Origin of the sequence: Phenylobacterium sp., from assembly GCF_036821595.1 — a bacterium.
Taxonomy (GTDB): Bacteria; Pseudomonadota; Alphaproteobacteria; order Caulobacterales; family Caulobacteraceae; genus Phenylobacterium.
In genome coordinates this window covers 93,450-115,525 of the sequence record NZ_DAISJG010000001.1, presented here as the reverse complement: position 1 = coordinate 115,525, position 22,076 = coordinate 93,450, and the positions used below count along the sequence as shown (strand labels likewise).

Genomic DNA, 22,076 nt, shown 5'->3' with positions numbered 1-22,076 from the left:
GAACTGGACGCCGACGCCATCCGCGCTCTAAGGGTCGGCGGACCTCCAGCCCCGAGAAACCCCCGATGGAACTGCAGTGCTTTCCCGTCACCGAGCGCCCGCCGGAGCTCGTCCCCGGCCGCCCGCAGCGGGCCTGGATGGACCGGTTCGCCGCGCGCCACCCCTACCGCTGCCTGCCGCTGGCGATGGCCAACTCCTCGGGCTGGGAGCTGCTCTGCCCCGTGGGATTCACCGCCGAGTGGAACGGCGGCACGCACCAGCACGACATCACGCTGCGGCCCGACAACCCGCACCCGGACTTCCACAAGATCGCCCAGACCCACTTCAGCCACGGGGTGCTGACCTTCCACGCGGGCTACCTGTTCCGCACGCCGCCGGGCTGGTCGATGTGGGTGATGGGGCCGCCGAACCATGTGAAGGACGGCATCCAGCCCCTGGCCGGCGTGGTCGAGACCGACTGGCTTCCCTTCCCCTTCACGATGAACTGGATCTTCACCCGGCCGGGCAAGGTCCGGTTCGAGAAGGGCGAGCCGTTCTGCTTCATCACCCTGCTGCAGGACCACACCCTGCACGAGATCCAGCCGGTGATCCGGCGGATGGATTCCGACCCCGAGCTGCGCCACCAGTACGACGTCTGGGAGAAGCACCGCTCGGAGTTCAACCAGAAGATCTTCCGCAACGACCCCGAGGCCACCAAGGAGGCCTGGCAGCGCTACTACTTCAAGGGCGAGTTCCCGGAAGAGGTCGATGCGCCGGCCCCCGAAGGCCATGTGAACAAGCGCCGCCTGAAGACCCCGAAATTCGGCTGATCGGGCCGCTTGCCAACCTGAGGGCCGTCTGCCATAAGCCGGCCTCTCGAATTTCGGGGGCGGCCTGAAAGGGCCTTCTCCGCGGAGCGCGGGCGTAGCTCAGGGGTAGAGCACAACCTTGCCAAGGTTGGGGTCGTGAGTTCGAATCTCATCGCCCGCTCCATTATTCGACAGACCTGAGACGCCGCCCTCCGGGGCGGCGTTTTGCGTTTCCGGCGCCGGTCGTTCGCGGCGCCGGCCCGCAGCCGGTCGGCCTAGCCGAAGTGCCTGCGGACCTGCCTCCGCGTCACCTCGCCGTTCAGGCGCAGGGCGTCGAGGAATCCGCCGACTGCCGCGCGCAGGCTTGCGGCGATCCGGCTCAATAAAGTCATCATCGGTCCTCCTGTCTGTGGCCACTTCGCAGGACATGGGCCTTTCCTCGGCGGATTGAAGTGACGCTTCCGGAACAGGAGTTCTTCTGTTTCGGCAAAAGTTGGTCCCGCCGTCGCGGTCAGTCGGCTGTGTACGCCGAAATGTTCGCATAGAGCAGGCGAAGCAACCCGGAAGAGTTCGGACAACCACAGTCGATCACGTACTTGTCACGCGTGCCCTGTTGACCGCGGGCTCTCCAAACCCGATCTCTGGTTCATCATGTTGACCTGCAGCCAGTTCATGGCCCGGCATATCCACGCGGGTAGACGCGTCGAAGGCGTCCTGCCCCGAGCCTGAGGTCTCCGGACCGACGGCTCGGGGTCTGGGCCTACCGGCCAAGCCGAACATCCATGCAAAGCGATGCCGCGCCACGTCCACTCCGACGGTGGACGCAGAGCCGCGGCAAGACGAGGTCTTCACGATGAACATCTTCAAGAACCCCCTGTACGATGCGATCGCGCGGGCGCAGGCCGAAGCGGGGATCCGCCGCGCGAAGGTCGCCGATTCCCTCGACCCGGGTCGCGTCGCCCAGGTGCTGGGCGAGGAGGCCGAGAACCTGCGGCTCTCCCCCTTGGCCTACGACCAGCTACTCGCACTCGCGCTGGAGGCGGCCGCGTCTCCTGAAGGCGCGATCTCCCCGGTCCTCAAGGCGCTGCGGCGCGAGCCGAACCCCATCGAACGCTTCCAGCTGCGACGTCACGTGTTCGCCGCCTTCGACGTCCTCCGGGCGCGCGCGGTCGCCAAGGCCGCCCCCGACTGGGCGCTGCGCCGCGCTGAACCCAGCGAGCGGGCGGACGCGAGCCGTCTGGCGAAGGTGCTGCGCGTCGAGGCCAATCTCAATGCGGAGTTCTGGGACCACCCGTCGCTGCCGGTCGCGCCCGAACTCCGTGCGCTGATGCTGGCCTGCGTGGATCCCCTGCGGCGCAAGGCCAACGCCCTGGCGCGGGCCGGATCGCGGGCGCGGCGGGCGGACCTCTCCCGGGTCGCCCCTCAGGGAGCTCCGGCGTGATCCCGCCTTACCGGGGCGCGGAGGGGGCGGGCCATGAGGCCGTCCCGATCCGGCGCGACCGCCCGGCCGCGGCTCGCGCCGCGACGGTCGACCGGCAGGAGGCTCTCCTCGATCAGGCGATCGAGGAGACCTTCCCCGCCAGCGACCCGATCAGCCCGATGCTGGTTTCCTGACGCCGCCGAGCGGGCGCGCTGCGCCTTGAGTTTTCGGCGCAGCCTGGCCATGTGCCGTTACGGGGGACGGGCGCGTGAGCACGGCGACAGGAACGATCGGGCGGCTGCTGCCGGTGGCGGCGTGCGTCGCGGCGACCGCGGCCTTCCAGATCGGCGCGGCGATGGCCAAGGGGCTGTTCCCGGAGGTCGGCGCACAGGGCGCGGCGGCCATGCGCCTGGTGCTGGGCTCGGCCATGCTGCTGGCCTGGCTCAGGCCCTGGCGCGACTGGCCCGAGAAGCCCGCCTGGATTCCGCTGCTCGGCCTGGGCGTGGCCTCGGCCGGCGCCATTCTGTTCTTCTACCTGGCGATCGCACGCCTGCCGCTCGGCATGGCCATCGCGCTCCAGTTCCTGGGGCCGCTGGCGGTGGCGGTGCTGGGGTCGCGCCGCCCGGTGGACGTGCTCTGGGCGGCGCTGGCGGCAGCGGGCGTCTGGAACCTGGTGGGCGCCGATCTGGCGGCCGACCGGCTGGATCCGCTGGGGCTGGCGGCAGCGCTGGCCGCCGCGGCGTGCTGGGCCGGCTACATCCTGTTCGGACGGGTCGCGGCGACGGCCTTCGGTCGCTCGACGCCCGCCTTGGCGGCGACGATCGCCGCGGTGCTGGTGCTGCCGGTGGGCGTGCAGCACGCGGGGTCGGCCATGCTCGCGCCCCACCTCCTGCCGCTGGCCGCCCTGGTGGCCCTGGTCTCGGTGGCGATCCCCTTCTCCCTGGAGATCTTCGCCCTGCCCAGGCTGCCGGCGCGGACCTTCGCCGTGCTGACCAGCACCGAGCCGGCCTTCGGGGCCCTGTTCGGCTTCCTGGTGTTGCACGAGCGGATGGCGGCGGCCCAGTTGCTGGGCGTGGGGGCGGTGATCGTCGCGGCCGCCGGCTCGGCCTGGTCGTCGACCCGGCGCGGGCCGGCCGTGGTGACGGACGCGCCGCCGGCCTGAATTCCCGGTCCGCTAAGACAAAAGGGGCTCCCCGAGCCGACATCTTCCATGCAACCTCCGCCATGCGACCCACCCGGGCGAACCGGGGGGCATCGGAGGGCGCCCATGGGCAATGCGAGTATCCCCGCGGAGGCCGGAGAGGCCGAGCACGTCGTCGACCGGAACGACCGCATGGTCATCGGCGCCTCGTCGGTCGGCACGGTGTTCGAGTGGTACGACTTCTACCTCTACGGCTCGCTGGCGACCTACATCACCGGCCACTTCTTCTCGGGCGTGAACGAGACAACGGGCTACATCTTCGCCCTGCTGGCCTTCGCGGCCGGGTTCGCCGTGCGGCCGTTCGGGGCGCTGGTGTTCGGCCGGCTCGGCGACCTCTGGGGCCGGAAGAACACCTTCCTCGTCACCATGCTGCTCATGGGCCTGTCCACGTTCGCGGTCGGACTGCTGCCCTCCTACGCCCAGATCGGTGTCGCCGCGCCGGCCATCCTGATCGGCCTGCGCCTGCTGCAGGGCCTGGCGCTCGGCGGGGAGTACGGCGGGGCGGCGACCTATGTGGCCGAGCACGCGCCGCCCGGGAAGCGCGGGCTCTACACGAGCTGGATCCAGACCACGGCCACCCTGGGCCTGTTCATGAGCCTCGCGATCATCCTGATCACCCGCAAGGGCATGGGCGAGGCGGCGTTCGCCGAGTGGGGCTGGCGCGTGCCGTTCCTGGTCTCGATCTTCCTGCTGGGCATCTCCATGTGGATCCGGCTGAAGCTGCAGGAGAGCCCGGCGTTCCAGCGGATGAAGGCCGAGGGCAAGGGCTCCACCCAACCGCTGAAGGAGAGCTTCGCGCGCTGGGGCAACCTGAAGATCGTCATCCTGGCGCTGGTGGGCCTCACCGCCGGCCAGGCGGTGGTCTGGTACACCGGCCAGTTCTACGCCCTCTTCTTCCTCGAGAAGATGCTGAAGGTGGACGGGGCCACCACCAACACCCTGGTGGCCATCGCCCTCCTGCTCGGCACGCCCTTCTTCATCCTGTTCGGCTGGCTGTCGGACAAGATCGGGCGGAAGAGGATCATCATGGCCGGCTGCCTGCTGGCGGCGCTGACCTACTTCCCGCTGTTCAAGGCCCTGACCTGGTCGGCCAACCCGCAGCTGGCCCAGGCCGCGGCCAGCAGCCCGGTGACCGTGATCGCCGACCCCGCCGACTGCTCGGTGCAGTTCGACCCCGTCGGCAAGACGGTGTTCAACAGGAGCTGCGACATCGCCAAGTCCTACCTGGCCAAGGCGGGCGTGACCTACGCCAACCAGGCTGCTCCCGCCGGCAGCGTGGCCCAGGTCAAGGTGGGCGACCAGGTGATCGCCTCCTTCGCCGGAGAGCGCCTGCCCAAGGCCGAGTTCGCCGCCCAGCGGACCGCCTGGGAGAAGGACATGGGCGCGATGTTGAGCGCGGCGGGCTATCCCGCCAAGGCCGACCCGGCGCAGGTCAACACCGTCGCCGTGGTGGCCATCCTGTGGGTCCTGGTGCTCTACGTGACCATGGTCTACGGGCCGATCGCCGCCATGCTGGTGGAGCTGTTCCCGACGCGGATCCGCTACACCTCGATGAGCCTGCCCTACCACATCGGCAACGGCTGGTTCGGCGGCTTCCTGCCCACCACGGCCTTCGCCATGGTCGCGGCCACGGGCAACATCTACTACGGCCTCTGGTACCCGGTGGTCGTCGCCGCGGTGACCTTCGTGGTCGGGGTGCTGCTGGTGCGCGAGACCAAGGACGCCGACCTGCACGCCTGAGGAAGCGGGGCGGGCCGGCTCGCGGCCGACCGCCCCGTCTCCATCCTAGCGCGGCGTGGGGTACTGGATGCGCGGCCGGAGGCTGTCGATGACGGCCCGCGCGTCGAAGGCGCGGATGTCGTCGGCCGGCTTCTGCCCGCGGCCCATCACGATCTCGGCGGCGGCCTCGAACCGCTCGACGGTGCGCACGTCCACCCGGTCGGCCCAGAACGGGTCGCCCCAGAACGGATCCCAGGTCCGCCAGCCGTAGCCGCGGCCATAGTAGCGCCAGGACGGACGCCAGAAGCCGTAGGACGGGCCATACCAGGGCCGGTAGAACGGATCCGGCTCCACATAGGTGCGGGCGTTGCGGTCGGTATGCCGGTCCACGATGGAGAACCAGTCATACCCGTTCTGCACGGTCAGCTCGGCCGCGCGGAACAGGAGGTAGCCCTCCACGGTCTCGCGCGAGGTGAGGCTGTTCCCGGCGAAGTTCACCCGGAAGCGGTTCTGCTCCAGGCGCATCTCCGAATAGCCGCCCGAGGTCTGCTGGCCGGGCAGGTTCGGCTGGTACGGCGTCGCGGTGGCGCAGGCCCCCAGTCCGGCCGCCAAGGCCAGGACGGCGGCGAGAGCGGCTGATCTCTTTGACATCTGATGTTCTCGAACGAACGGAAACGTCCCTCGACACGAGGTCTATTCTGCAGAACTCCCAGCGGCAATCGAGGTTTCGCGCCTTCGCCCTGCGAAAACCTAGGCGCCGAGGGTGGCGTACATCCAGATCACCCGCCCCAGCGCCCCGAACAGCAGCACCGCGCAGGCCAGGGCCTGGATCAGGAAGCCGAGCTCGCGCTTCGACGGGTCCTGCATATAGCCCACCGCGTAGATCACCCGCCCGACCATCCAGACCACGCCCGCGGCGGCCGCCACGAGGTCGTTCCAGTAGAGGGCGAAGAGCCAGAGCGAGGGCAGGTAGATGGGCAGCCACTCGAGGGTGTTGGCCTGGACGCGGATGGCCCGTTCGACCAGCGGATGGCCGGTCATCTGCGGCGCGTGGACGCCCGTCTTGTTGCGGGCCCGGGCCACGTTCAGGCCGAGCGCGAAATAGAGCAGGAGCGAGAGCAGGGTGACGATCCCCACCAGGCTGTGAGGCTGCATTGGATTTCCCCCCGATCGGCGAACAGGCTTCGCCGTGGGCCGCAGCCTGCCATGGTTGCGCCCGGCAAGGGAACCGCGGCCGTGGCCAGCCGCGTTTCCGTCCCATGCCGTCGACCGCCATCCGCGCCATCGACTACGACGAGGAGCACCAGAGGCTCCTGGTCCGCTTCGTCAGCGGCCAGCGCTACGCCTACGACGGCGTGCCGGCGGAGGTCTGCCGCTCGTTCCGCGAGTCCGGCTCGAAGGGCCGGTTCTTCCAGGCGAAGATCCGCGACCGCTACCCCTACCGGAAGCTCGACAGCTAGCCCTTCACCCGCCGGTCGCGGTTGGCCGTCACCCGCAGGCGCAGCGCGTTGAGCTTGATGAAGCCCGCCGCGTCGCGGTGGTCGTAGGCGACCGCGCCTTCCTCGAAGGTGACCAGCTCCTGGTCGTACAGCGAATAGGGGCTGGTGCGGCCGATGACGGTGACGTTGCCCTTGTAGAGTTTCACCCGCACCTGGCCGTTCACGGGCTTCTGCGAATGGTCGATGGCGGCCTGCAACATCTCGCGCTCGGCCGAGAACCAGAAGCCGTTGTAGATGAGCGACGCGTACTTCGGCATCAGCTCGTCCTTCAGGTGCATGGCCCCGCGGTCGAGGGTGATCGACTCGATGCCGCGGTGGGCCGCCAGCAGGATGGTCCCGCCGGGGGTCTCGTAGATGCCGCGCGACTTCATCCCGACGAAGCGGTTCTCCACCAGGTCCAGGCGGCCGATCCCGTTGTCGTGGCCGAGCTCGTTCAGCCGCGTCAGCAGGGCGGCCGGGGAGAGCTTCTGGCCGTCGATGGCCACCGGGTCGCCGGCCTCGAAGTCGATGGTGACGACGGTCGGCTTGTCGGGCGCGTCCTCGGGGGCGATCGTGCGCATGTGCACGAACTCGGGCGCCTCCACGGCCGGGTCCTCCAGCACCTTGCCCTCGGAGGAGGAGTGCAGGAGGTTGGCGTCGACGCTGAACGGCGCCTCGCCGCGCTTGTCCTTGCTGATCGGGATCTGGTGCTTTTCGGCGAAGTCGATCAGCGCCTCGCGGCTCTTGAAGTCCCACTCCCGCCAGGGCGCGATCACCCGGATCTCGGGCTCCAGCGCATAGTAGCCCAGCTCGAAGCGGACCTGGTCGTTCCCCTTGCCGGTGGCGCCGTGGCAGACGGCGTCGGCGCCCACCTGGCGGGCGATCTCGATCTGCCGCTTGGCGATCAGCGGCCGCGCGATGGAGGTCCCCAGCAGGTACTGGCCCTCGTAGACCGTGTTGGCGCGGAACATCGGGAACACGAAGTCGCGGACGAACTCCTCGCGCAGGTCGTCGATGAAGATGTTCTCCGGCTTGATGCCGAGCATCAGCGCCTTCTCGCGGGCCGGGCCCAGCTCCTCGCCCTGGCCGAGGTCGGCGGTGAAGGTGACCACCTCCGCGCCGTACTCGGTCTGCAGCCACTTCAGGATGATCGAGGTGTCCAGGCCGCCGGAATAGGCGAGCACGACCTTCTTGACGGACTTGTCGGCCATGTCGGGGCGTAGCTTTCGATAAGGGAGAACGGGTGTCGCGGGCCTTAAAGGGCCTAAGGCCCCCGGGTTCAAGGCCTAACCGCGCCGCTGCACCAGGCTGAGGTGGGCGATGGCGAAGAGCGAGGCCGCCAGCGCCCGTACCGCGGCCATGCCTGTGGCCTGCAGGGCGTCCGCGGGCCAGGTCCGCGCCACGTAGCCCAGCGGGAAGCTGACCATCACCGCCAGCACCGGCAGGCCCCAGGTGCGGAGGCGGTCGGCCTTGGGGTCCGCGCGGTGGATGGCCAGCGACAGGCTGAACATGATGGACAGCGCGAGGACGGAGAGCGCGTCCCCGACGTAGGCGAGGATCCCGACCACCTTAGACCGTCACCTGCGTTCCCATCTCGACCACGCGGCCGGGGGGGATCTTGTAGAAGTCGGTGGGGTTGGCGGCGTTCTTCATCAGGAAGATGAACAGCTTGTCCTGCCACAGCGGCATGCCCGACTGGGCCGACGGCACGACCGAGCGGCGGCCGAGGAAGAAGCTGGTCGCCATGATGTCGAACTTCAGGCCGAGCTTGCGGCAGAGGCCCAGGGCCTTTGGCACGTTCGGGCTCTCCATGAAGCCGTAGGAGATCACCACCTTCTTGAAGTCGTCGTTCACCGGCTCGATGCGGATGCGCTTCTCGTCATCCACCCGCGGCGTCTCGGTGGTCTCGACGTTCAGGATGATGTTCTTCTCGTGCAGGACCTTGTTGTGCTTGAGGTTGTGCATCAGGGCCACGGGTGCGGTGTCGGGGTCCGAGGTCAGGAAGATCGCCGTCCCGGGGGCGCGGTGCGGGGCGCGCGCCTTCAGGATGTCCGTGAGCTCGAGCAGGGGCACGCTGTCGCGGCGGGTCTTCTCGGAGAGGATCTGCGTACCCCGCGACCAGGTCCACATGATCAGCACGAGACCCGCGCCCAGCACGAGCGGCAGCCAGGCGCCCTGCGGGATCTTCAGCAGGTTGGACGAGATGAAGACCAGGTCGAGGAAGCCGAAGGCGGCCGACGCCGCGGCGGCCTGCCAGACGGGCCGCTTCCACATGTAGCGGACGATGTAGAAGAACAGCAGGGTGTCCACGAACATCGCCCCGGTCACCGCGATGCCATAGGCGGCGGCGAGGTTGGACGAGGTGCGGAACATCACCAGCAGCACCAGCACGCCGATCAGCAGGAACATGTTGACCTGCGGCACATAGATCTGGCCGGCCTGGGTCTCGCTGGTCCGGCGGATGTCGATGCGGGGGAACAGGCCGAGCTGCACCGCCTGCTGGGTCATGGAGAAGGCGCCGGTGATCACCGCCTGCGAGGCGATGACGGTGGCGGCGATCGAGAGCAGCCAGACGGGCCAGTAGACGACCTCGGGGATCATCTCGAAGAAGGGGTTGGTGCGGGTCTCTGGATCCGAGAGCACGAGCGCCCCCTGGCCCAGGTAGTTCAGCACCAGCGAGGGCAGCACCAGCGCCACCCAGGCGGCGCGGATCGGCGCCTTCCCGAAGTGGCCCATGTCCGCGTAGAGCGCCTCGGCCCCGGTCACCGCCAGGAAGACGCTGCCCAGGATGACGAAGCCCAGGAAGCCATTGTCGATCAGGAACATGACGCCGTAGTGCGGCAGGAGGCCCTTCAGCACCGAGATGTCGTCGGCGATGTGCAGGAGCCCGAGGGCGGCCAGAACCAGGAACCAGAGCGCGGTGATCGGCCCGAACAGCTTGGCGACGCTGGCGGTGCCGCGCGACTGCACCAGGAAAAGGGCGATCAGGATGACCGCGGCGAGCGGCAGGACGAGCGGCTCGAGCCGCGACCCCATGCCCGGGATCTCCTTCATCCCCTCCATCGAGCCCAGGACCGAGACGGCCGGGGTGATGATGCCGTCGGCGTAGAACAGGGCCGCGCCGAACACGCCCAGCAGGAAGATGATCGTCGAGCGCCGGCCGGGGCTGACCCGCTGCGCCAGCGCCATGAGCGCGAGCGTGCCGCCCTCGCCCTTGTTGTCGGCGTTCATCAGGAAGACGACGTACTTCACCGTCACGATGAGGATCAGCGCCCAGGTGACCAGCGAGACCACGCCCAGCACGGCGAGCTCGGCCGTGCCGCCGCTGCGGCTGTGGGCGAGCGCCTCGCGCATGGCGTAGAGCGGACTGGTGCCGATGTCGCCGAAGACGACGCCGACCGAGCCCAGGGCCAGGGCCCAGAACTTGTCCTTGGGCGCGTGATGCGTCCCCTCCGCCCCCTCGGCGAGGGCGCCGGCCGGATCAGCCATCCATCTTCTCCGGGGACACGGTGAAGTAGGTCCCCTTGGGCGGCCCCATGCCGTCACGCGGCCGGCGCGATACACCCAAACCGGACGGTGTTCAATGACGGGCGCCGGCGCGGACGCTGCGGCGCAGCATCTCGGCGCTTGAACGATCGTGGCGGGGCCGTAGTTTCGCAGGCCTGACCGGGAGGGCTCCATGGATCGCAGACTGGCGCTGGTGACCGGCGCCTCGGCCGGGATCGGGGCCGCCTTCGCCCGCATCCTGGCGAGCCACGGCTACGACCTGGCGCTGACCGCCCGGCGGACCGACCGGCTCGAGAAGCTGGCCGAGGAGATCCGCCTGCGTTCCGGCGTGGAGACCCTGTGTGTGGCCGCCGACCTGGCGGATCCCGAGGGACCGGGCCAGATCCTCGACACCCTCACCGCCCACGGCCGGACCGTGGACTTCCTGGTGAACAACGCCGGCTACGGCCTGCCGGGGGTCTACGCCGAGACCCGCTGGACCGACCAGGCCGCCTTCCTGCAGGTGATGCTGAACGCCCCCTGCGAACTCGCCCACCGGGTGCTGCCCGGCATGGTGGCGAGGCGCTTCGGGCGGATCGTCAACGTGGCCTCCCTGGCCGGACTGATCCCGGGTGCGGCCGGCCACACCCTCTACGGGGCGAGCAAGAGCTTCCTGATCAAGTTCTCCCAGAGCCTGCACCTGGAGACCCGCGACGAGGGGGTGCACGTGAGCGCCCTGTGCCCGGGCTTCACCTATTCCGAGTTCCACGACGTCAACGGCACGCGGGCGATGGTCAGCCAGTCGACGCCGGCCTGGGCCTGGCTGGGCGCCGACGAGGTGGCGGCCGCCGGTTACGAGGCGGTGGAGGCCAATCGCGCCGTCTGCGTGCCGGGCGCGCCGAACAAGGCGGTGGCGGCCTTCGCCAAGCTGGTCCCCGACGACTGGGGGCTGGCGCTGATGGCCAGCCAGGGGAGCCGCTTCCGGAAGACCTAGTGGCCGTTCTCGTATGGGGCGGCGGCCTCGGGCTGGATGATGCCGATGGTCGAGTCCGACAGGCCCGCCAGAAGGAACTGCACGGCCAGCGCGCAGAGGATCAGGCCCAGGACGCGCACGACGATGGTCAGGCCGATGCGGCCGAGGATGCGGGTGATGACGGGCGTCGCAAGGAAGGCGAGCAGGGTGGCGATGGAGACCGCGGTGATCACCGCCACGCCGACCGCGGCGCCGGCCAGGCCGAAGGTCCGCGCTTGGTCGGCGTAGATCACCACGGTGGAGATCGCCCCCGGCCCGATCAGCAGCGGCATGGCGAACGGCACGATCATCCGCTCGAACCGCTTGCGGGCGTAGGTGCGGCCGCCCCTGGCGGCCTCCTCGGGATCGGCGGCGGCGGCGTAGGTGGCGGTGAAGTCGTCGCGGGCCATCTCCAGGCCCAGCATGAACAGAATCACCCCGCCGGCGATGCGGAAGGCCGGCTGAGAGATGCCGAAGAAGGTCAGCAGGCTCAGGCCCGAGAAGTAGAAGAAGGTGAGGAAGCCCACGACGAACAGGCTGATGTAGAGGGCGATCCGCGCCCGGTCGCGGCTCAGCACCCCGGCCGTGGCGGCGGCGAACACCGGCACGTTGCCGATCGGATCCAGCAGCGCGAACAGCGCCACGAAGAAGTTGACCGCGAAGTCCCACTGGCTCATGCAGGCGTCTTAGCCCAAATCACCCAGCGCGGACCACCCGCGGTCCCGCTTGCCCGGAGCCTTTCGCCATGGCCGCCGCCGCGCTCGCACACGCCTCCACGACCGCCGACCCGCGCCTCATCGTGCCGCTCGACCTGCCCACTGCGGACGAGGCCCGGGCCATGGTCGACGCCCTCGGCGAGGCGGTGAGCTTCTACAAGGTCGGCCTCGAGCTGTTCGCGGGCGGCGAGGGCATGGGGCTGGCCCGCGAGCTGAAGGGCCGCGGCAAGCAGGTGTTCCTGGACTGGAAGCTGCACGACATCGGCACCACGGTGCAGCGGGCCGCGGCCGTGCTGGCGCAGTCCGGCTGCGATTTCCTGACCGTGCACGGTGAGCCGCAGGTCATGGCCTCGGCGGTGCGCGGGCGGGGAAGCTCCGACCTCAAGATCCTGGCGGTGACCGTGCTGACCAGCCTGAACGACGCCGACCTCGAGGAGATGGGCTACGCCGAGCGTTCCCGGGCGCTCGTGGAACGCCGCATCCACCAGGCCATCGCCGCCGGCTGCGACGGGGTGATCGCCAGTCCGCACGAGGCGGCGCTGGCCCGCAGCCTCGGCGGGCGCGACTTCCTTGTGGTCACGCCCGGCGTGCGGCCCGACTGGTCGGCGAAGAACGACCAGGCCCGGGCGGCGACGCCACTGGAGGCCCTGACGGCCGGCGCCTCGCACATCGTCTGCGGCCGCCCGATCACCGCGGCCAACGACCCGCAGGGCGCGGCCCAGCGCGTGGCCGCCGAGATGGCCCAGGCCGGTCGGCCTTAGGACGGGGACGCCTCCGCGCCGAACTCGGCGACCTCCTCGATCAGCGCCGCGGCGGCGGCGGCCACCAGTTCGCCGCCCTTCTCGGGGCTGGCCTGGGCCGGATCCGAGCCCATGCGCCCGTCGGCGTAGCGGGCGCGGAAGTCCATGGCTTCGCGGATCGGACCGGTTGGGGCGACTTGCGGGGCGTAGTTGGCCGCCTTGATGCTGTCCGGATAGGCCCACTGGGTGACCGCGATCTCGGAGGGCGTCGCGTGGCTGCCGTGGCCCGTGGGGAACTGGCGGTTGGCGATGGCCATCACGCCCTTCAGCTCCCACCAGTTCTTCAGGCGGCAGGCGAAGCCGCGATTCTTTCCGGCGTAGCTGGCTTCCGCATAGAGCTCGGAGAAGGCCGCCTCGATGGTGGCGACGTTCCCGCCGTGGCCGTTGAGGAAAAAGAGCTTCTCGAAGCCGTGGTGCGCGAGGCTCCGGCACCAGTCGCCGATCGCCAGCATGAAGGTGGACGGCCGAAGCGCGATGGTCCCCGGAAAGTCCAGGTGATGCTGGGCCATACCGATGTTGAAGGTGGGCGCCACGAGGATGTCCGGCGCCTTCTTCTGCGCCTCGTGGGCGATGATCTCCGGACAGAGCCAGTCCGTGCCCAGGAGGCCGGTGGGGCCGTGCTGCTCGTTGGAGCCGATCGGCACGACCACGGTCTTCGAGCGCTTCAGGTGGTCCTCGATCTCGGCCCAGGTCGACAGGTGAAGCAGCATGCGGGGGCTCCTCTTCTGCGCCCTGGATAGCCGGTGGGGGCCCCGATCGATAGGCGCCGCGCGCTCACTCCAAGCGTGTACCGGAGACCTGGCGCAACGTCGCGGTGCGACAACTTGTCCGCCCTGCGGTCTGAGAGCGGTATCTGCGGCCCTCGCTCGCCGACCTGCGCCGTGGCGCTACCGCGGTCAGGCCGGTCGTCGTGGCGCGGCGGGGATCCGGAAACTCGGGATGCGCGCGCGGCGCGGCAAGAAGAACTCAGTCGAAACCCGCCGGACGGCGCGCGGCGCGAAGGGATATTTGGTAGGGCTGAAGGCGTATACTTTGCCAGTGCTCATAGTCTTACCGGCGAACAACCGCGAACATGCGAACGATCACTCTAATATATCTAGCTAACTAGTTATCATTAATCTTCCATTCAACCGTCCTTTGCCTTCCTCACGTGCGAACAGCCCGAGGGGGGCGAGGAAAATATGCGTTTCACTCCGTCGAATACTATTATCAAGGCAAGTAATTGCATTGCGGCGCTGACCGCCAGCGCACTGCTGGCCAGTCCGGGCGCCGCCTTCGCCGACGCGGCCAAGGACCTGCAGGTGGCGGGCCGTGCGCTGACCTTCCTGGAGAACGGTCCCACGGGGAAGGCGACGCTGGGCGTCGTCTTCGATCCGTCCAAGCCCGCGTCGGTCGCCGAGAAGAACGCCGTCATGGCGGCGCTCGGCAGCGGCTACAGCGCCGGCGCGGTGACCCTGGTCGGCAAGCCGGTGGAAGCCGGCGCGGTCGGCGGCGTCTCGGGCGTGAACGCCCTCTACGTCACCGGCGGCGTGAACTACGCCGCCGTGGGCGGCGCGGCCAAGGGCAAGAAGCTGGTCACGATCGGCTCCGACCCGGCGTGCGTGCGCTCCGGCGCCTGCGTCATGGGCGTGACCACCACGCCCAAGGTCGAGATCACCGTCAACCGTGCGGCGGCCGCGGCCGTCGGCGCCGCCTTCAAGGCCGCGTTCCGCATGATGATCAAAGAAATCTGAGCGGCCCGAGAAAGCTGAGCAAAATGAAGAAGATCCTTTTCGCCGCCGGCGCCGCCGGCCTCGCGCTCGCCGCCGCCATGCCGGCCAGCGCCCAGTCCATCGACTACGGCTCGCTCGAGGAGCTGTTCAACGAGCCGGTCACCACCAGCGCCACGGGCTCCCCGCAGCGCGCGCCGGAAGCCCCGGCCGACATGCAGATCATCTCGCAGGACGACATCCGCCGCTCCGGCGCCACCGACCTGCCGACGATCATCAGCCGCGTCGCGGGCGTCGACGTGCTGAACTTCTCCGCCGGCCACACCGACGTGAACGTGCGCGGCTACAACCAGTCGAGCTCGCCGCGCCTGCTGGTGCTGGTGAACGGCCGTCAGGTCTACCTCGACCACTATGGCGTCACCCTGTGGCGGAACATTCCCGTCCAGCTGCAGGAGATCCGCCAGATCGAGGTGGTGAAGGGCCCGAACACGGCGCTCTTCGGCTTCAACGCCGTGTCGGGCGTGGTGAACATCATCACCTTCAACCCGAAGTTCGACGACACCGACGCCTTCGACGTCCGCGTCGGGACGAATGACTACCGGGGCGCCTCGCTGGTCGCCACGGGCAAGCTCGGCGAGAAGCTCTCGGCGCGCATCTCTCTGGGCGCCGAGAAGCAGGACGAGTGGAAGAACACCATCGGCCTGGCCGACACCACCCGCCTCCATCCGCCTGAGAGCGTCAGCGCCGCGATCGACACCGTCGCCCAGGTGACGGACAAGACCGAGCTTCGGGTCGAGGGTTCCTGGTCGAACGTGCAGCAGAGCACGATCGCCGGCAGCGCCTATTCGCCCACCAAGAGCGCGGTCTCGTCCGTGAAGGTGACCCTGGCGTCCGAGACCAGGCTGGGCCTGCTCCAGCTCTCGGCCTACCAGAACGACCTGAGCGCCAAGTACGTGATCCTCGGCAGCACGAACTGGGAGAACCGCATCCGCGTGGTCAGCGCCCAGGACCTGTTCAAGGTCGGCGCGGCCCACACCTTCCGGATCGGGGCGGAGTACCGCAACAACACCCTCGACACCGCGCCGCTTCCGGGCGGGGACATCGGCTACGACGTGTTCGCCCTGTCGGGCATGTGGAACTGGCAGGTCAGCGACAAGTTCTCGACCACCGTCGCCCTGCGCCACGACACGATGGAGATCGAGCGCTCCGGCAGCTTCCCGGCCGGCGCGCCGCTGGCCGACAACGCGCTGTGGGACCGCAAGGTGAAGGAGCTGAGCGTCAACGCCGCGGCGGTCTTCCGCCCGACGTCGGACGACACCATCCGCCTGTCCTACGGCCGCGGCGTCCAGGCGCCGACGCTGGTGGAGATGGGCGGCCTGTCGGGAACCACCCCGCTCGCGCCTGGCGTCAATCTGGCCTTCGTGGGCAACCCCAACCTGCGCCCCAGCATCGTGACGAACTACCAGGTCTCCTACGACCGCAGCCTTCCGGCGATCAACGCCAGGGCCGGGGTCCGGGTGTTCTGGCAGGAATGGGAGGACATCAAGGGGATCCCCAGCAGCGCCGGCCTCGACATCGCGCCCACCCGCACGAGCCTTCCGGCCGTGCAGTTCATCAACACCTCGGACTCCGAGATGAAGGGCGTCGAGCTCTCCGCCTCCGGCTCGGCGAAGACCGGCTTCCGCTGGAGCGCCGACTACACCTACACCGACGTGAAGGATAAGCCCTTCGCCGGCGTCGACCTGACGCTGCGCGGCGCCGCCTTCGACCGCACCAGCCCCAAGCACCGGGGCAACCTGGCCGCCGGCTGGTCCAACGCGGACTGGGAAGCGGACGCCTTCCTGCATTACGTGGGCGAGTACGAATTCCCCGCGGTGGTCGGCACGGGCCTGCAGAAGGTCGACGCCTTCACCACCCTGGGCGGCCGCGTGGCCCGGAAGCTGGACAACGGCCTGACCGTGGCGGTCGCGGGCCAGAACCTCCTGCACGAGCGGCAGCGGCAGACCCCCGGCCTCGAGGCGGAGCGTCGGATCTTCGCTTCGGTCAGCAAGGCCTGGTGACCCCATGCGGGCCCGCAGAAGCGGGGCCGCACCCTTTTCCGGAGTCCGAAACATGAAGATGCTTCGCTTCACCGACCTGTCGCTCGTCGTGAAGATGGCGGTCGCCCCGGCGGTCGCGGTCGTGGTGCTCGCCCTCGTCTCGGGCGGCGCCTTCTACAGCCAGCAGCAGCAGGCGCAGACGCTGGACCAGATCGTCGAGCACGACATGGCCACCAGCCTGCAGGTCGCCGCGCTCTCCACCCGGATCACCGCCGCCCATCTGAAGATCTACCAGGCGATGACTAGCCAGGCCGGCGCCGTCGCCGGCGGCCCGTCGGACGCGCCCGAGAAGCTGCAGGCGATGATGGGCGAGGTGGACACCATCAAGGCCGACGTCGAGAAGCTCAAGAAGGAGCTGCCGAAGGCGGAGCAGGCGCGCTTCGCCCAGGTCGCCAAGGACCTCACCGACTACCGCGGCGGGGTCGAGGTCGTGGGCTCCATGATGGGGGTCGACTTCGCCACCGCCGTAGCCTTCGTACAACCCTTCGAGGAACACTACGCCCGGATGACCGGCACGCTGGAGAAGGCGCGCAACGCCGTCCAGGCCGACGCCGCACGTCGGGCGGAGGAGAGCGCCGCCCAGGCGGCGCTGACCGGCAAGATCGTCATGGGCTGCTCGCTGCTCACCCTGCTGGCGGTAGCGTGGCTGTCGGTGGCGATCATCATGGGCGTCCGCAAGGGCATCAACGGCATCGCCCAGGCGACCGAGACCCTGGCCGGCGGCGATTACGCCGTGGACCTGGAGCCCCTGCAGCGCGGCGACGAGCTGGGCGCCATCGTGCGCGGCCTCGGCGTGTTCAAGGAGAACCTCCAGCGGATGGACGCGCTCCGCGCCGAGCAGGAGGCCAGCCAGGCCCGGGAAGCGGCCATGCGCGAGCAGGTGGAGACCGAGCGGGCCCGGACCCAGGAGGCCCAGGTGGCCGTGGTGCACGCCCTGGCCGACGGCCTGGCGCGCCTGTCCCAGGGCGACCTGAAGCATCGCCTCTCGACCCCGTTCGCGGCCGAGTACGAACAGCTCCGCGCGGACTTCAACGCCGCCATGGAGAAGCTGCAGGACGCCATGCGCGTCATCACCTCCAACGCCGGCCAGATCGGCGCGGGCGCCGACCAGATCGCCGGGGCCTCCGACGACCTGTCGCGCCGCACCGAGCAGCAGGCGGCGAGCCTCGAGCAGACCGCCGCGGCCCTGGAGCAGATCACCACCACGGTGAAGAAATCGGCCGAGGGCGCGCAGACGGCCCGCTCGGCGGTGCACACGGCCAAGGCCGGCGCATCGCGGGGCGAGGAGGTGGTCAGCCGCGCCGTATCGGCCATGGGCGAGATCGAGAAGTCGGCCGGCCAGATCAGCCAGATCATCGGCGTCATCGACGAGATCGCCTTCCAGACCAACCTGCTGGCCCTGAACGCCGGGGTCGAAGCGGCCCGGGCCGGCGACGCCGGCCGCGGCTTCGCGGTCGTGGCCTCGGAAGTCCGGGCCCTGGCCCAGCGTTCCGCCGACGCCGCCAAGGAGATCAAGACCCTGATCTCGGCTTCCACAGCCCAGGTGGAGCAGGGCGTCGCCCTGGTCGGCGAGACCGGCGAGGCGCTGCAGCAGATGGTCAGCCAGGTGGAGGCCATCGACGCCCTGGTCAGCGACATCGCCACCTCCGCCCAGGAGCAGTCGGCGGGGCTCCACGAAGTGAACCTGGCCGTGAACAACATGGACCAGGTGACCCAGCAGAACGCCGCCATGGTGGAGGAGACGACCGCCGCCACCCATGCGCTGCGCAGCGAGGCCGCCGAGCTCCGCCGCCTGATCGGCGAGTTCGACACCGGCGAGACCCAGGCCGCGGCCCGCGGCGTCTCCGCGGCCGCCCCGGCCCGGTCCGCGCCGGCCCGCGCCCCGGCCGCTACGCCGCGTCCGACGGCCCGGACCCCCTACGCGTCCAGCGCGGCCACAGCCGCCCGGATCGATGACTGGGAGGAATTCTGAGGCCCTTGTTCCGGAGCCTCCGGGCCCTCAGCCTTCGGGAGACCGACCCTGCGCCCGGCGAGCCGTCTCGCCGGGCGTGTCCGTTCCCGGCACGCGGATGACGAGGTCGCTGGCCGGCATGGCCACCAGTCGCCACTGTGGCCCCTCGTCGGAGTTCTGCCGCGCGAAGGTCAGCAGGCACCGGTCGGCGGTGTCCTGCACGCAGGCGCGCCCACGGTCCTGCACCTCGATCATACCGGCCAGCTGGTCGGCGGTCGGCGCCTGCGCCAGCCGCTGACCGCGCTCGTCCACCAGCCGGAAGGCTTCGGGGCCGATCATCCGGTCCAGGACGAATTCGGACGGGCCGCCGTCGACTTCCAGACCCTGCTCGCGGGCGACCTCGATGAGCTGGCCGCGCAGGTCCTCGCGCACGGCGCGGCGGTCCACGGCCGCCTCGAAGGCCACGCGGTCGCGGGCGACCACGGCGGCGAACAGCCGCTCCGCGCCCTTGGCGGCGTCCTTGCGCACGCCCGCCTCGCAGCCGCCGAGCGCCGCCACGAGCGCCGCCGCCAGCAGCGTTTTGCCTGTCCGAAGCATCGCGCGAACATGGCGGGGGCCTTGAGTCCCGGCAACCGCCGATGCTGCGGCGTGTTGCGCCACCCCGCCCCGACCGCATAGTGATCCACACCTTGTGAAGGGAGTGGAGCCATGTCGGATAGCGAGGTTTTCCCGGTGCCCGAGGCGTGGGCCAAGCGCGCGCGGATGGACGCCGCGGCCTACGAGGCGGCCTGCGAACGCGCCGACGCCGATCCGGAGGGCTACTGGCGCGACGTGGCCGGCCGGCTCGACTGGATCGAGCCGCCCACCCAGATCCGCGACGTCTCCTTCGACAAAAAGGACTTCCGCATCCGCTGGTACGCCGACGGGATCCTGAACGTCTCGGTGAACTGCCTGGACCGTCACCTGGAGACCCGCGGCGACCAGACCGCGATCATCTGGGAGAGCGACGACCCCGAGGTCTATGACGCGCTCACCTACCGCCAGCTCCACGCGGAGGTCTGCCGCTGGGCCAATGTGCTCAAGGCCAAGGGGGTGAAGAAGGGCGACCGTGTCACCGTCTACCTGCCCATGATCCCGGCCGCGGCCGCGGTGATGCTGGCCTGCGCGCGCATCGGCGCGGTGCATTCGGTGGTGTTCGGCGGCTTCTCGCCCGACAGCCTGGCCGGCCGCATCCAGGACTGCGACTCGAAGATCGTCATCACCGCCGACGAGGGCGTTCGCGGCGGCCGGATCGTGCCCCTGAAGCTCAACGTCGACGAGGCCCTGAAGACCTGCCCGGGCGTGACCGACGTGATCGTCGTGCGCCGCACCCGCGCCGATGTGCCGATGACGCCGGGCCGCGACGCCTTCTTCTCCGAACTTAAGAAGCAGGTCTCCGACCAGTGCGACCCAGAGCCGATGAACGCCGAGGATCCGCTGTTCATCCTCTACACCTCGGGCTCCACGGGTAAGCCCAAGGGCGTGCTGCACACCACCGGCGGCTATCTCACCTGGGCGGCCTACACCCACGAGCTGGTGTTCGACTACCGGCCGGGCGAGGTCTTCTGGTGCACCGCCGACATCGGCTGGGTCACCGGCCACAGCTATGTGGTCTACGGGCCGCTGGCCAATGCGGCCACCACGGTGATGTTCGAGGGCGTGCCGAACTACCCGACCTCGTCGCGGTTCTGGGAGGTCTGCGACAAGCACAACGTCGAGATCTTCTACACGGCGCCGACGGCCATCCGGGCCCTGATGCGCGAGGGCGAGGCGCCGGTGACGCGCACCTCCCGCAAGTCGATCCGACTGCTGGGCACGGTGGGGGAGCCGATCAACCCGGAGGCCTGGCTCTGGTACCACCGCGTCGTGGGCGAGGGCCGCTGCCCGATCGTCGACACCTGGTGGCAGACCGAGACCGGGGCTTGCCTGATGAGCCCTCTGCCGGGGGCCACCCCGCTGAAGCCCGGTTCCTGCGCCAGGCCGCTGCCGGGGATCAAGCCGCAGCTCGTCGACGCCGAGGGCAAGGTCCTGGAAGGCGCGGTCTCCGGCAACCTCTGCATCACCGAGAGCTGGCCCGGCCAGATGCGCACCGTGTACGGCGACCACGAGCGGTTCATCGCCACCTACTTCACCACCTATCCCGGCAAGTACTTCACCGGCGACGGCGCCCGCCGCGACGAGGACGGCTACTACTGGATCACCGGGCGGGTGGACGACGTGATCAACGTCTCCGGGCACCGGCTGGGCACCGCCGAGATCGAGAGCGCGCTGGTGGCCCACGAGGCGGTGGCGGAGGCCGCGGTGGTCGGCTACCCGCACGAGGTGAAGGGCCAGGGCATCTACTGCTACGTGACGCTGAAGGCCGACGTCACGCCCACTGACATCCTGCAGGCGGAGCTGAAGGGCTGGATCCGCCGGGAGATCGGGCCGTTCGCCGCCCCCGACGTGGTGCAGTTCGCGCCCGGCCTGCCGAAGACCCGCTCGGGCAAGATCATGCGCCGGATCCTGCGCAAGATCGCCGAGGACGACCTCGGCAACCTCGGCGACACCTCCACTCTCGCCGATCCCGGCGTGGTCGACGACCTGGTGAAGAACCGGGCCGGCGCCGACGCCTGACCTGAGGAGCGGACGTGGGCCTCGAGCTTCCCGGCGCCCTGCGCGCGGCGCTGGAACGGGAGCTCGAGGGCGTCTCCCGCCGCGGCCTGGCGGAACGGGCCGCGCGCACCTCCGCCGCCTACCGGTCGGGCCAGGGCTCGGCCGGGGTGGTGCGCGGGCTGGAGGACGCGCTGGCCTATGCGCTCGCGCGGCTGCCGGCCACCTACGCCGCCTGCGCCACCGTGCTCGGCGAGGCCGCCCGCATGGCGCCGGGCTTTGCGCCGAAGAGCGTGCTGGACGCCGGCTCCGGGCCCGCCGCGGCGAGCTGGGCGGCGCTCGAGGCCTGGCCGGGGATTTCCGGCGTCACCTGGCTGGACGAGAGCCCACCCTTCCTCGACCTGGCCGGCCGGCTGGCCGACGGCGCGCCGGCCCCGATCCGCGGCTCCGACCGGCGGCGCGCGGACCTCACCGCCCCTGGCGCCGGCTGGCCCCACGCCGACCTGGTGGTGGCGAGCTACGCGCTTGCCGAGATCGCGCCCGCCCGGCAGGCCGACGTGGTCCGCAGCCTGTGGGACGCCTGCGACGGCGTTCTGGCGCTGGTGGAGCCCGGGACGCCCGCCGGCTTCACCCGCCTGCTCGCCGCGCGCCAGGCCCTGATCGCGGCGGGCGCCGACGTCCTGGCGCCCTGTCCGCACGCCCGCGACTGCCCGCTCGCCGCGCCCGACTGGTGCCATTTCTCGGTGCGCCTGCCGCGCAGCCGCGACCACCGGCTGGCCAAGGGCGCCGAGGCGCCGTTCGAGGACGAGAAGTTCGCCTACCTGGTCGCCGCCCGGCCGGGCCTCGCCCCGGCTGCCCGGTCGCCGCGGGTGCTGAGCCATCCGCGGGCCGGCAAGCCGGGCATCGACCTGAAGCTCTGCGGCCCCGAGGGTCTGCAGGCGCGCCATGTCCCGCGGCGCGACAAGCCCGGCCACGCCGCGGCCCGCCGGCTGGGCTGGGGTGACGTGTTCGAGGGCTGAGGCGCCGGCGCCTCCCGTCCAGATGACACAGCCGTAAGCTTCCCCGG

Annotated in this window: 21 protein-coding genes and 1 tRNA gene; 14 read left to right on the top strand and 8 right to left on the bottom strand. The window is 70.1% G+C overall.

Going from position 1 to position 22,076, the window contains the following annotated elements; translation table 11 throughout:
* The first annotated feature begins 65 nt into the window (after positions 1-65).
* The 6 genes from V7Z97_RS00560 (at position 66) to V7Z97_RS00535 (ending at position 5,149) form a co-directional block, all read left to right on the top strand.
* A complete protein-coding gene (locus V7Z97_RS00560) occupies positions 66-809 on the top strand; it encodes a DUF6065 family protein (protein WP_334160682.1) in 744 nt (247 codons plus the stop codon).
* Between the two features lie 88 nt (positions 810-897).
* Positions 898-972, top strand: a tRNA-Gly gene (locus V7Z97_RS00555).
* A 669-nt stretch (positions 973-1,641) separates the two neighbouring features.
* Positions 1,642-2,229 (top strand): hypothetical protein, encoded by a 588-nt coding sequence (locus V7Z97_RS00550; RefSeq protein ID WP_334160680.1) that lies wholly within the window; start codon positions 1,642-1,644, stop codon positions 2,227-2,229.
* On the top strand, positions 2,226-2,402 hold the full coding sequence (locus tag V7Z97_RS00545; RefSeq protein WP_334160678.1) for a hypothetical protein: 177 nt from the start codon (positions 2,226-2,228) through the stop codon (positions 2,400-2,402). Before V7Z97_RS00550 ends, V7Z97_RS00545 begins: the two co-directional genes overlap by 4 nt.
* Before the next feature lie 74 nt (positions 2,403-2,476).
* A complete protein-coding gene (locus V7Z97_RS00540; RefSeq protein ID WP_334160676.1) occupies positions 2,477-3,370 on the top strand; it encodes an EamA family transporter in 894 nt (297 codons plus the stop codon).
* Positions 3,371-3,475: 105 nt separating this feature from the next.
* Positions 3,476-5,149 (top strand): MFS transporter, encoded by a 1,674-nt coding sequence (locus tag V7Z97_RS00535; RefSeq protein WP_334160674.1) that lies wholly within the window; start codon positions 3,476-3,478, stop codon positions 5,147-5,149.
* A gap of 45 nt (positions 5,150-5,194) precedes the next feature.
* Here the strand turns inward: V7Z97_RS00535 and V7Z97_RS00530 are convergent, their stop codons facing one another.
* A complete protein-coding gene (locus tag V7Z97_RS00530) occupies positions 5,195-5,779 on the bottom strand; it encodes a CC0125/CC1285 family lipoprotein (RefSeq protein ID WP_334160673.1) in 585 nt (194 codons plus the stop codon).
* A 99-nt stretch (positions 5,780-5,878) separates the two neighbouring features.
* Entirely contained in the window at positions 5,879-6,283 is a 405-nt protein-coding gene (locus tag V7Z97_RS00525; RefSeq protein WP_334160672.1) for an MAPEG family protein, read from the bottom strand.
* A 104-nt stretch (positions 6,284-6,387) separates the two neighbouring features.
* Here V7Z97_RS00525 and V7Z97_RS00520 point away from each other — a divergent pair, with 104 nt between their 5' ends.
* On the top strand, positions 6,388-6,588 hold the full coding sequence (locus V7Z97_RS00520; protein WP_325459307.1) for a KTSC domain-containing protein: 201 nt from the start codon (positions 6,388-6,390) through the stop codon (positions 6,586-6,588).
* Here the strand turns inward: V7Z97_RS00520 and V7Z97_RS00515 are convergent.
* From V7Z97_RS00515 to V7Z97_RS00505, 3 genes are all read right to left on the bottom strand, one after another.
* Entirely contained in the window at positions 6,585-7,817 is a 1,233-nt protein-coding gene (locus tag V7Z97_RS00515) for an argininosuccinate synthase (RefSeq protein ID WP_334160670.1), read from the bottom strand. The two genes, V7Z97_RS00520 and V7Z97_RS00515, sit on opposite strands and share 4 nt — an antisense overlap.
* 75 nt (positions 7,818-7,892) lie before the next feature.
* The gene (locus V7Z97_RS00510) at positions 7,893-8,174 is read right to left on the bottom strand and encodes a hypothetical protein (protein WP_334160668.1); all 282 of its coding nucleotides are present in this window, start codon (positions 8,172-8,174) and stop codon (positions 7,893-7,895) included.
* Position 8,175: 1 nt separating this feature from the next.
* Positions 8,176-10,095 carry a potassium transporter Kup gene (locus V7Z97_RS00505; protein WP_334160667.1) on the bottom strand — a complete coding sequence of 640 codons (1,920 nt, stop codon included), beginning with the start codon at positions 10,093-10,095 and terminating at the stop codon, positions 8,176-8,178.
* Positions 10,096-10,285: 190 nt separating this feature from the next.
* Between V7Z97_RS00505 and V7Z97_RS00500 the strand changes: the two genes are divergently transcribed.
* The gene (locus tag V7Z97_RS00500; protein WP_334160666.1) at positions 10,286-11,086 is read left to right on the top strand and encodes an SDR family NAD(P)-dependent oxidoreductase; all 801 of its coding nucleotides are present in this window, start codon (positions 10,286-10,288) and stop codon (positions 11,084-11,086) included.
* Here V7Z97_RS00500 and V7Z97_RS00495 read toward each other — a convergent pair.
* The gene (locus V7Z97_RS00495) at positions 11,083-11,781 is read right to left on the bottom strand and encodes a MarC family protein (RefSeq protein WP_334160665.1); all 699 of its coding nucleotides are present in this window, start codon (positions 11,779-11,781) and stop codon (positions 11,083-11,085) included. The two genes, V7Z97_RS00500 and V7Z97_RS00495, sit on opposite strands and share 4 nt — an antisense overlap.
* A 68-nt stretch (positions 11,782-11,849) precedes the next feature.
* Between V7Z97_RS00495 and pyrF the strand changes: the two genes are divergently transcribed.
* Positions 11,850-12,581, top strand: a complete 732-nt coding sequence (gene pyrF, locus V7Z97_RS00490) for an orotidine-5'-phosphate decarboxylase (RefSeq protein WP_334160664.1) — start codon at positions 11,850-11,852, stop codon at positions 12,579-12,581.
* Here pyrF and V7Z97_RS00485 read toward each other — a convergent pair.
* Positions 12,578-13,330 carry a creatininase family protein gene (locus V7Z97_RS00485; RefSeq protein ID WP_334160663.1) on the bottom strand — a complete coding sequence of 251 codons (753 nt, stop codon included), beginning with the start codon at positions 13,328-13,330 and terminating at the stop codon, positions 12,578-12,580. The two genes, pyrF and V7Z97_RS00485, sit on opposite strands and share 4 nt — an antisense overlap.
* Before the next feature lie 471 nt (positions 13,331-13,801).
* On the opposite strand from V7Z97_RS00485, the gene V7Z97_RS00480 reads away from it, so the two are divergent.
* Genes V7Z97_RS00480 through V7Z97_RS00470 form a run of 3 tightly spaced genes read left to right on the top strand, consistent with a single transcriptional unit; the run spans position 13,802 to position 18,400 of the window.
* Positions 13,802-14,353 carry a hypothetical protein gene (locus V7Z97_RS00480; RefSeq protein ID WP_334160662.1) on the top strand — a complete coding sequence of 184 codons (552 nt, stop codon included), beginning with the start codon at positions 13,802-13,804 and terminating at the stop codon, positions 14,351-14,353.
* A gap of 23 nt (positions 14,354-14,376) precedes the next feature.
* A complete protein-coding gene (locus tag V7Z97_RS00475) occupies positions 14,377-16,389 on the top strand; it encodes a TonB-dependent receptor plug domain-containing protein (RefSeq protein WP_334160660.1) in 2,013 nt (670 codons plus the stop codon).
* 52 nt (positions 16,390-16,441) lie between these two features.
* Entirely contained in the window at positions 16,442-18,400 is a 1,959-nt protein-coding gene (locus V7Z97_RS00470; RefSeq protein WP_334160659.1) for a methyl-accepting chemotaxis protein, read from the top strand.
* A 27-nt stretch (positions 18,401-18,427) separates the two neighbouring features.
* Here V7Z97_RS00470 and V7Z97_RS00465 read toward each other — a convergent pair whose 3' ends face one another.
* Positions 18,428-18,976 (bottom strand): hypothetical protein, encoded by a 549-nt coding sequence (locus tag V7Z97_RS00465; protein ID WP_334160658.1) that lies wholly within the window; start codon positions 18,974-18,976, stop codon positions 18,428-18,430.
* 111 nt (positions 18,977-19,087) lie between these two features.
* Here V7Z97_RS00465 and acs point away from each other — a divergent pair, with 111 nt between their 5' ends.
* Both acs and V7Z97_RS00455 read left to right on the top strand, forming a co-directional pair.
* Positions 19,088-21,034: an acetate--CoA ligase gene (gene acs / locus V7Z97_RS00460; protein ID WP_334160657.1), complete on the top strand. Its 1,947-nt coding sequence runs from the start codon at positions 19,088-19,090 to the stop codon at positions 21,032-21,034.
* Positions 21,035-21,048: 14 nt separating this feature from the next.
* Positions 21,049-22,029: a small ribosomal subunit Rsm22 family protein gene (locus V7Z97_RS00455; protein WP_334160656.1), complete on the top strand. Its 981-nt coding sequence runs from the start codon at positions 21,049-21,051 to the stop codon at positions 22,027-22,029.
* Positions 22,030-22,076: the final 47 nt, after the last annotated feature.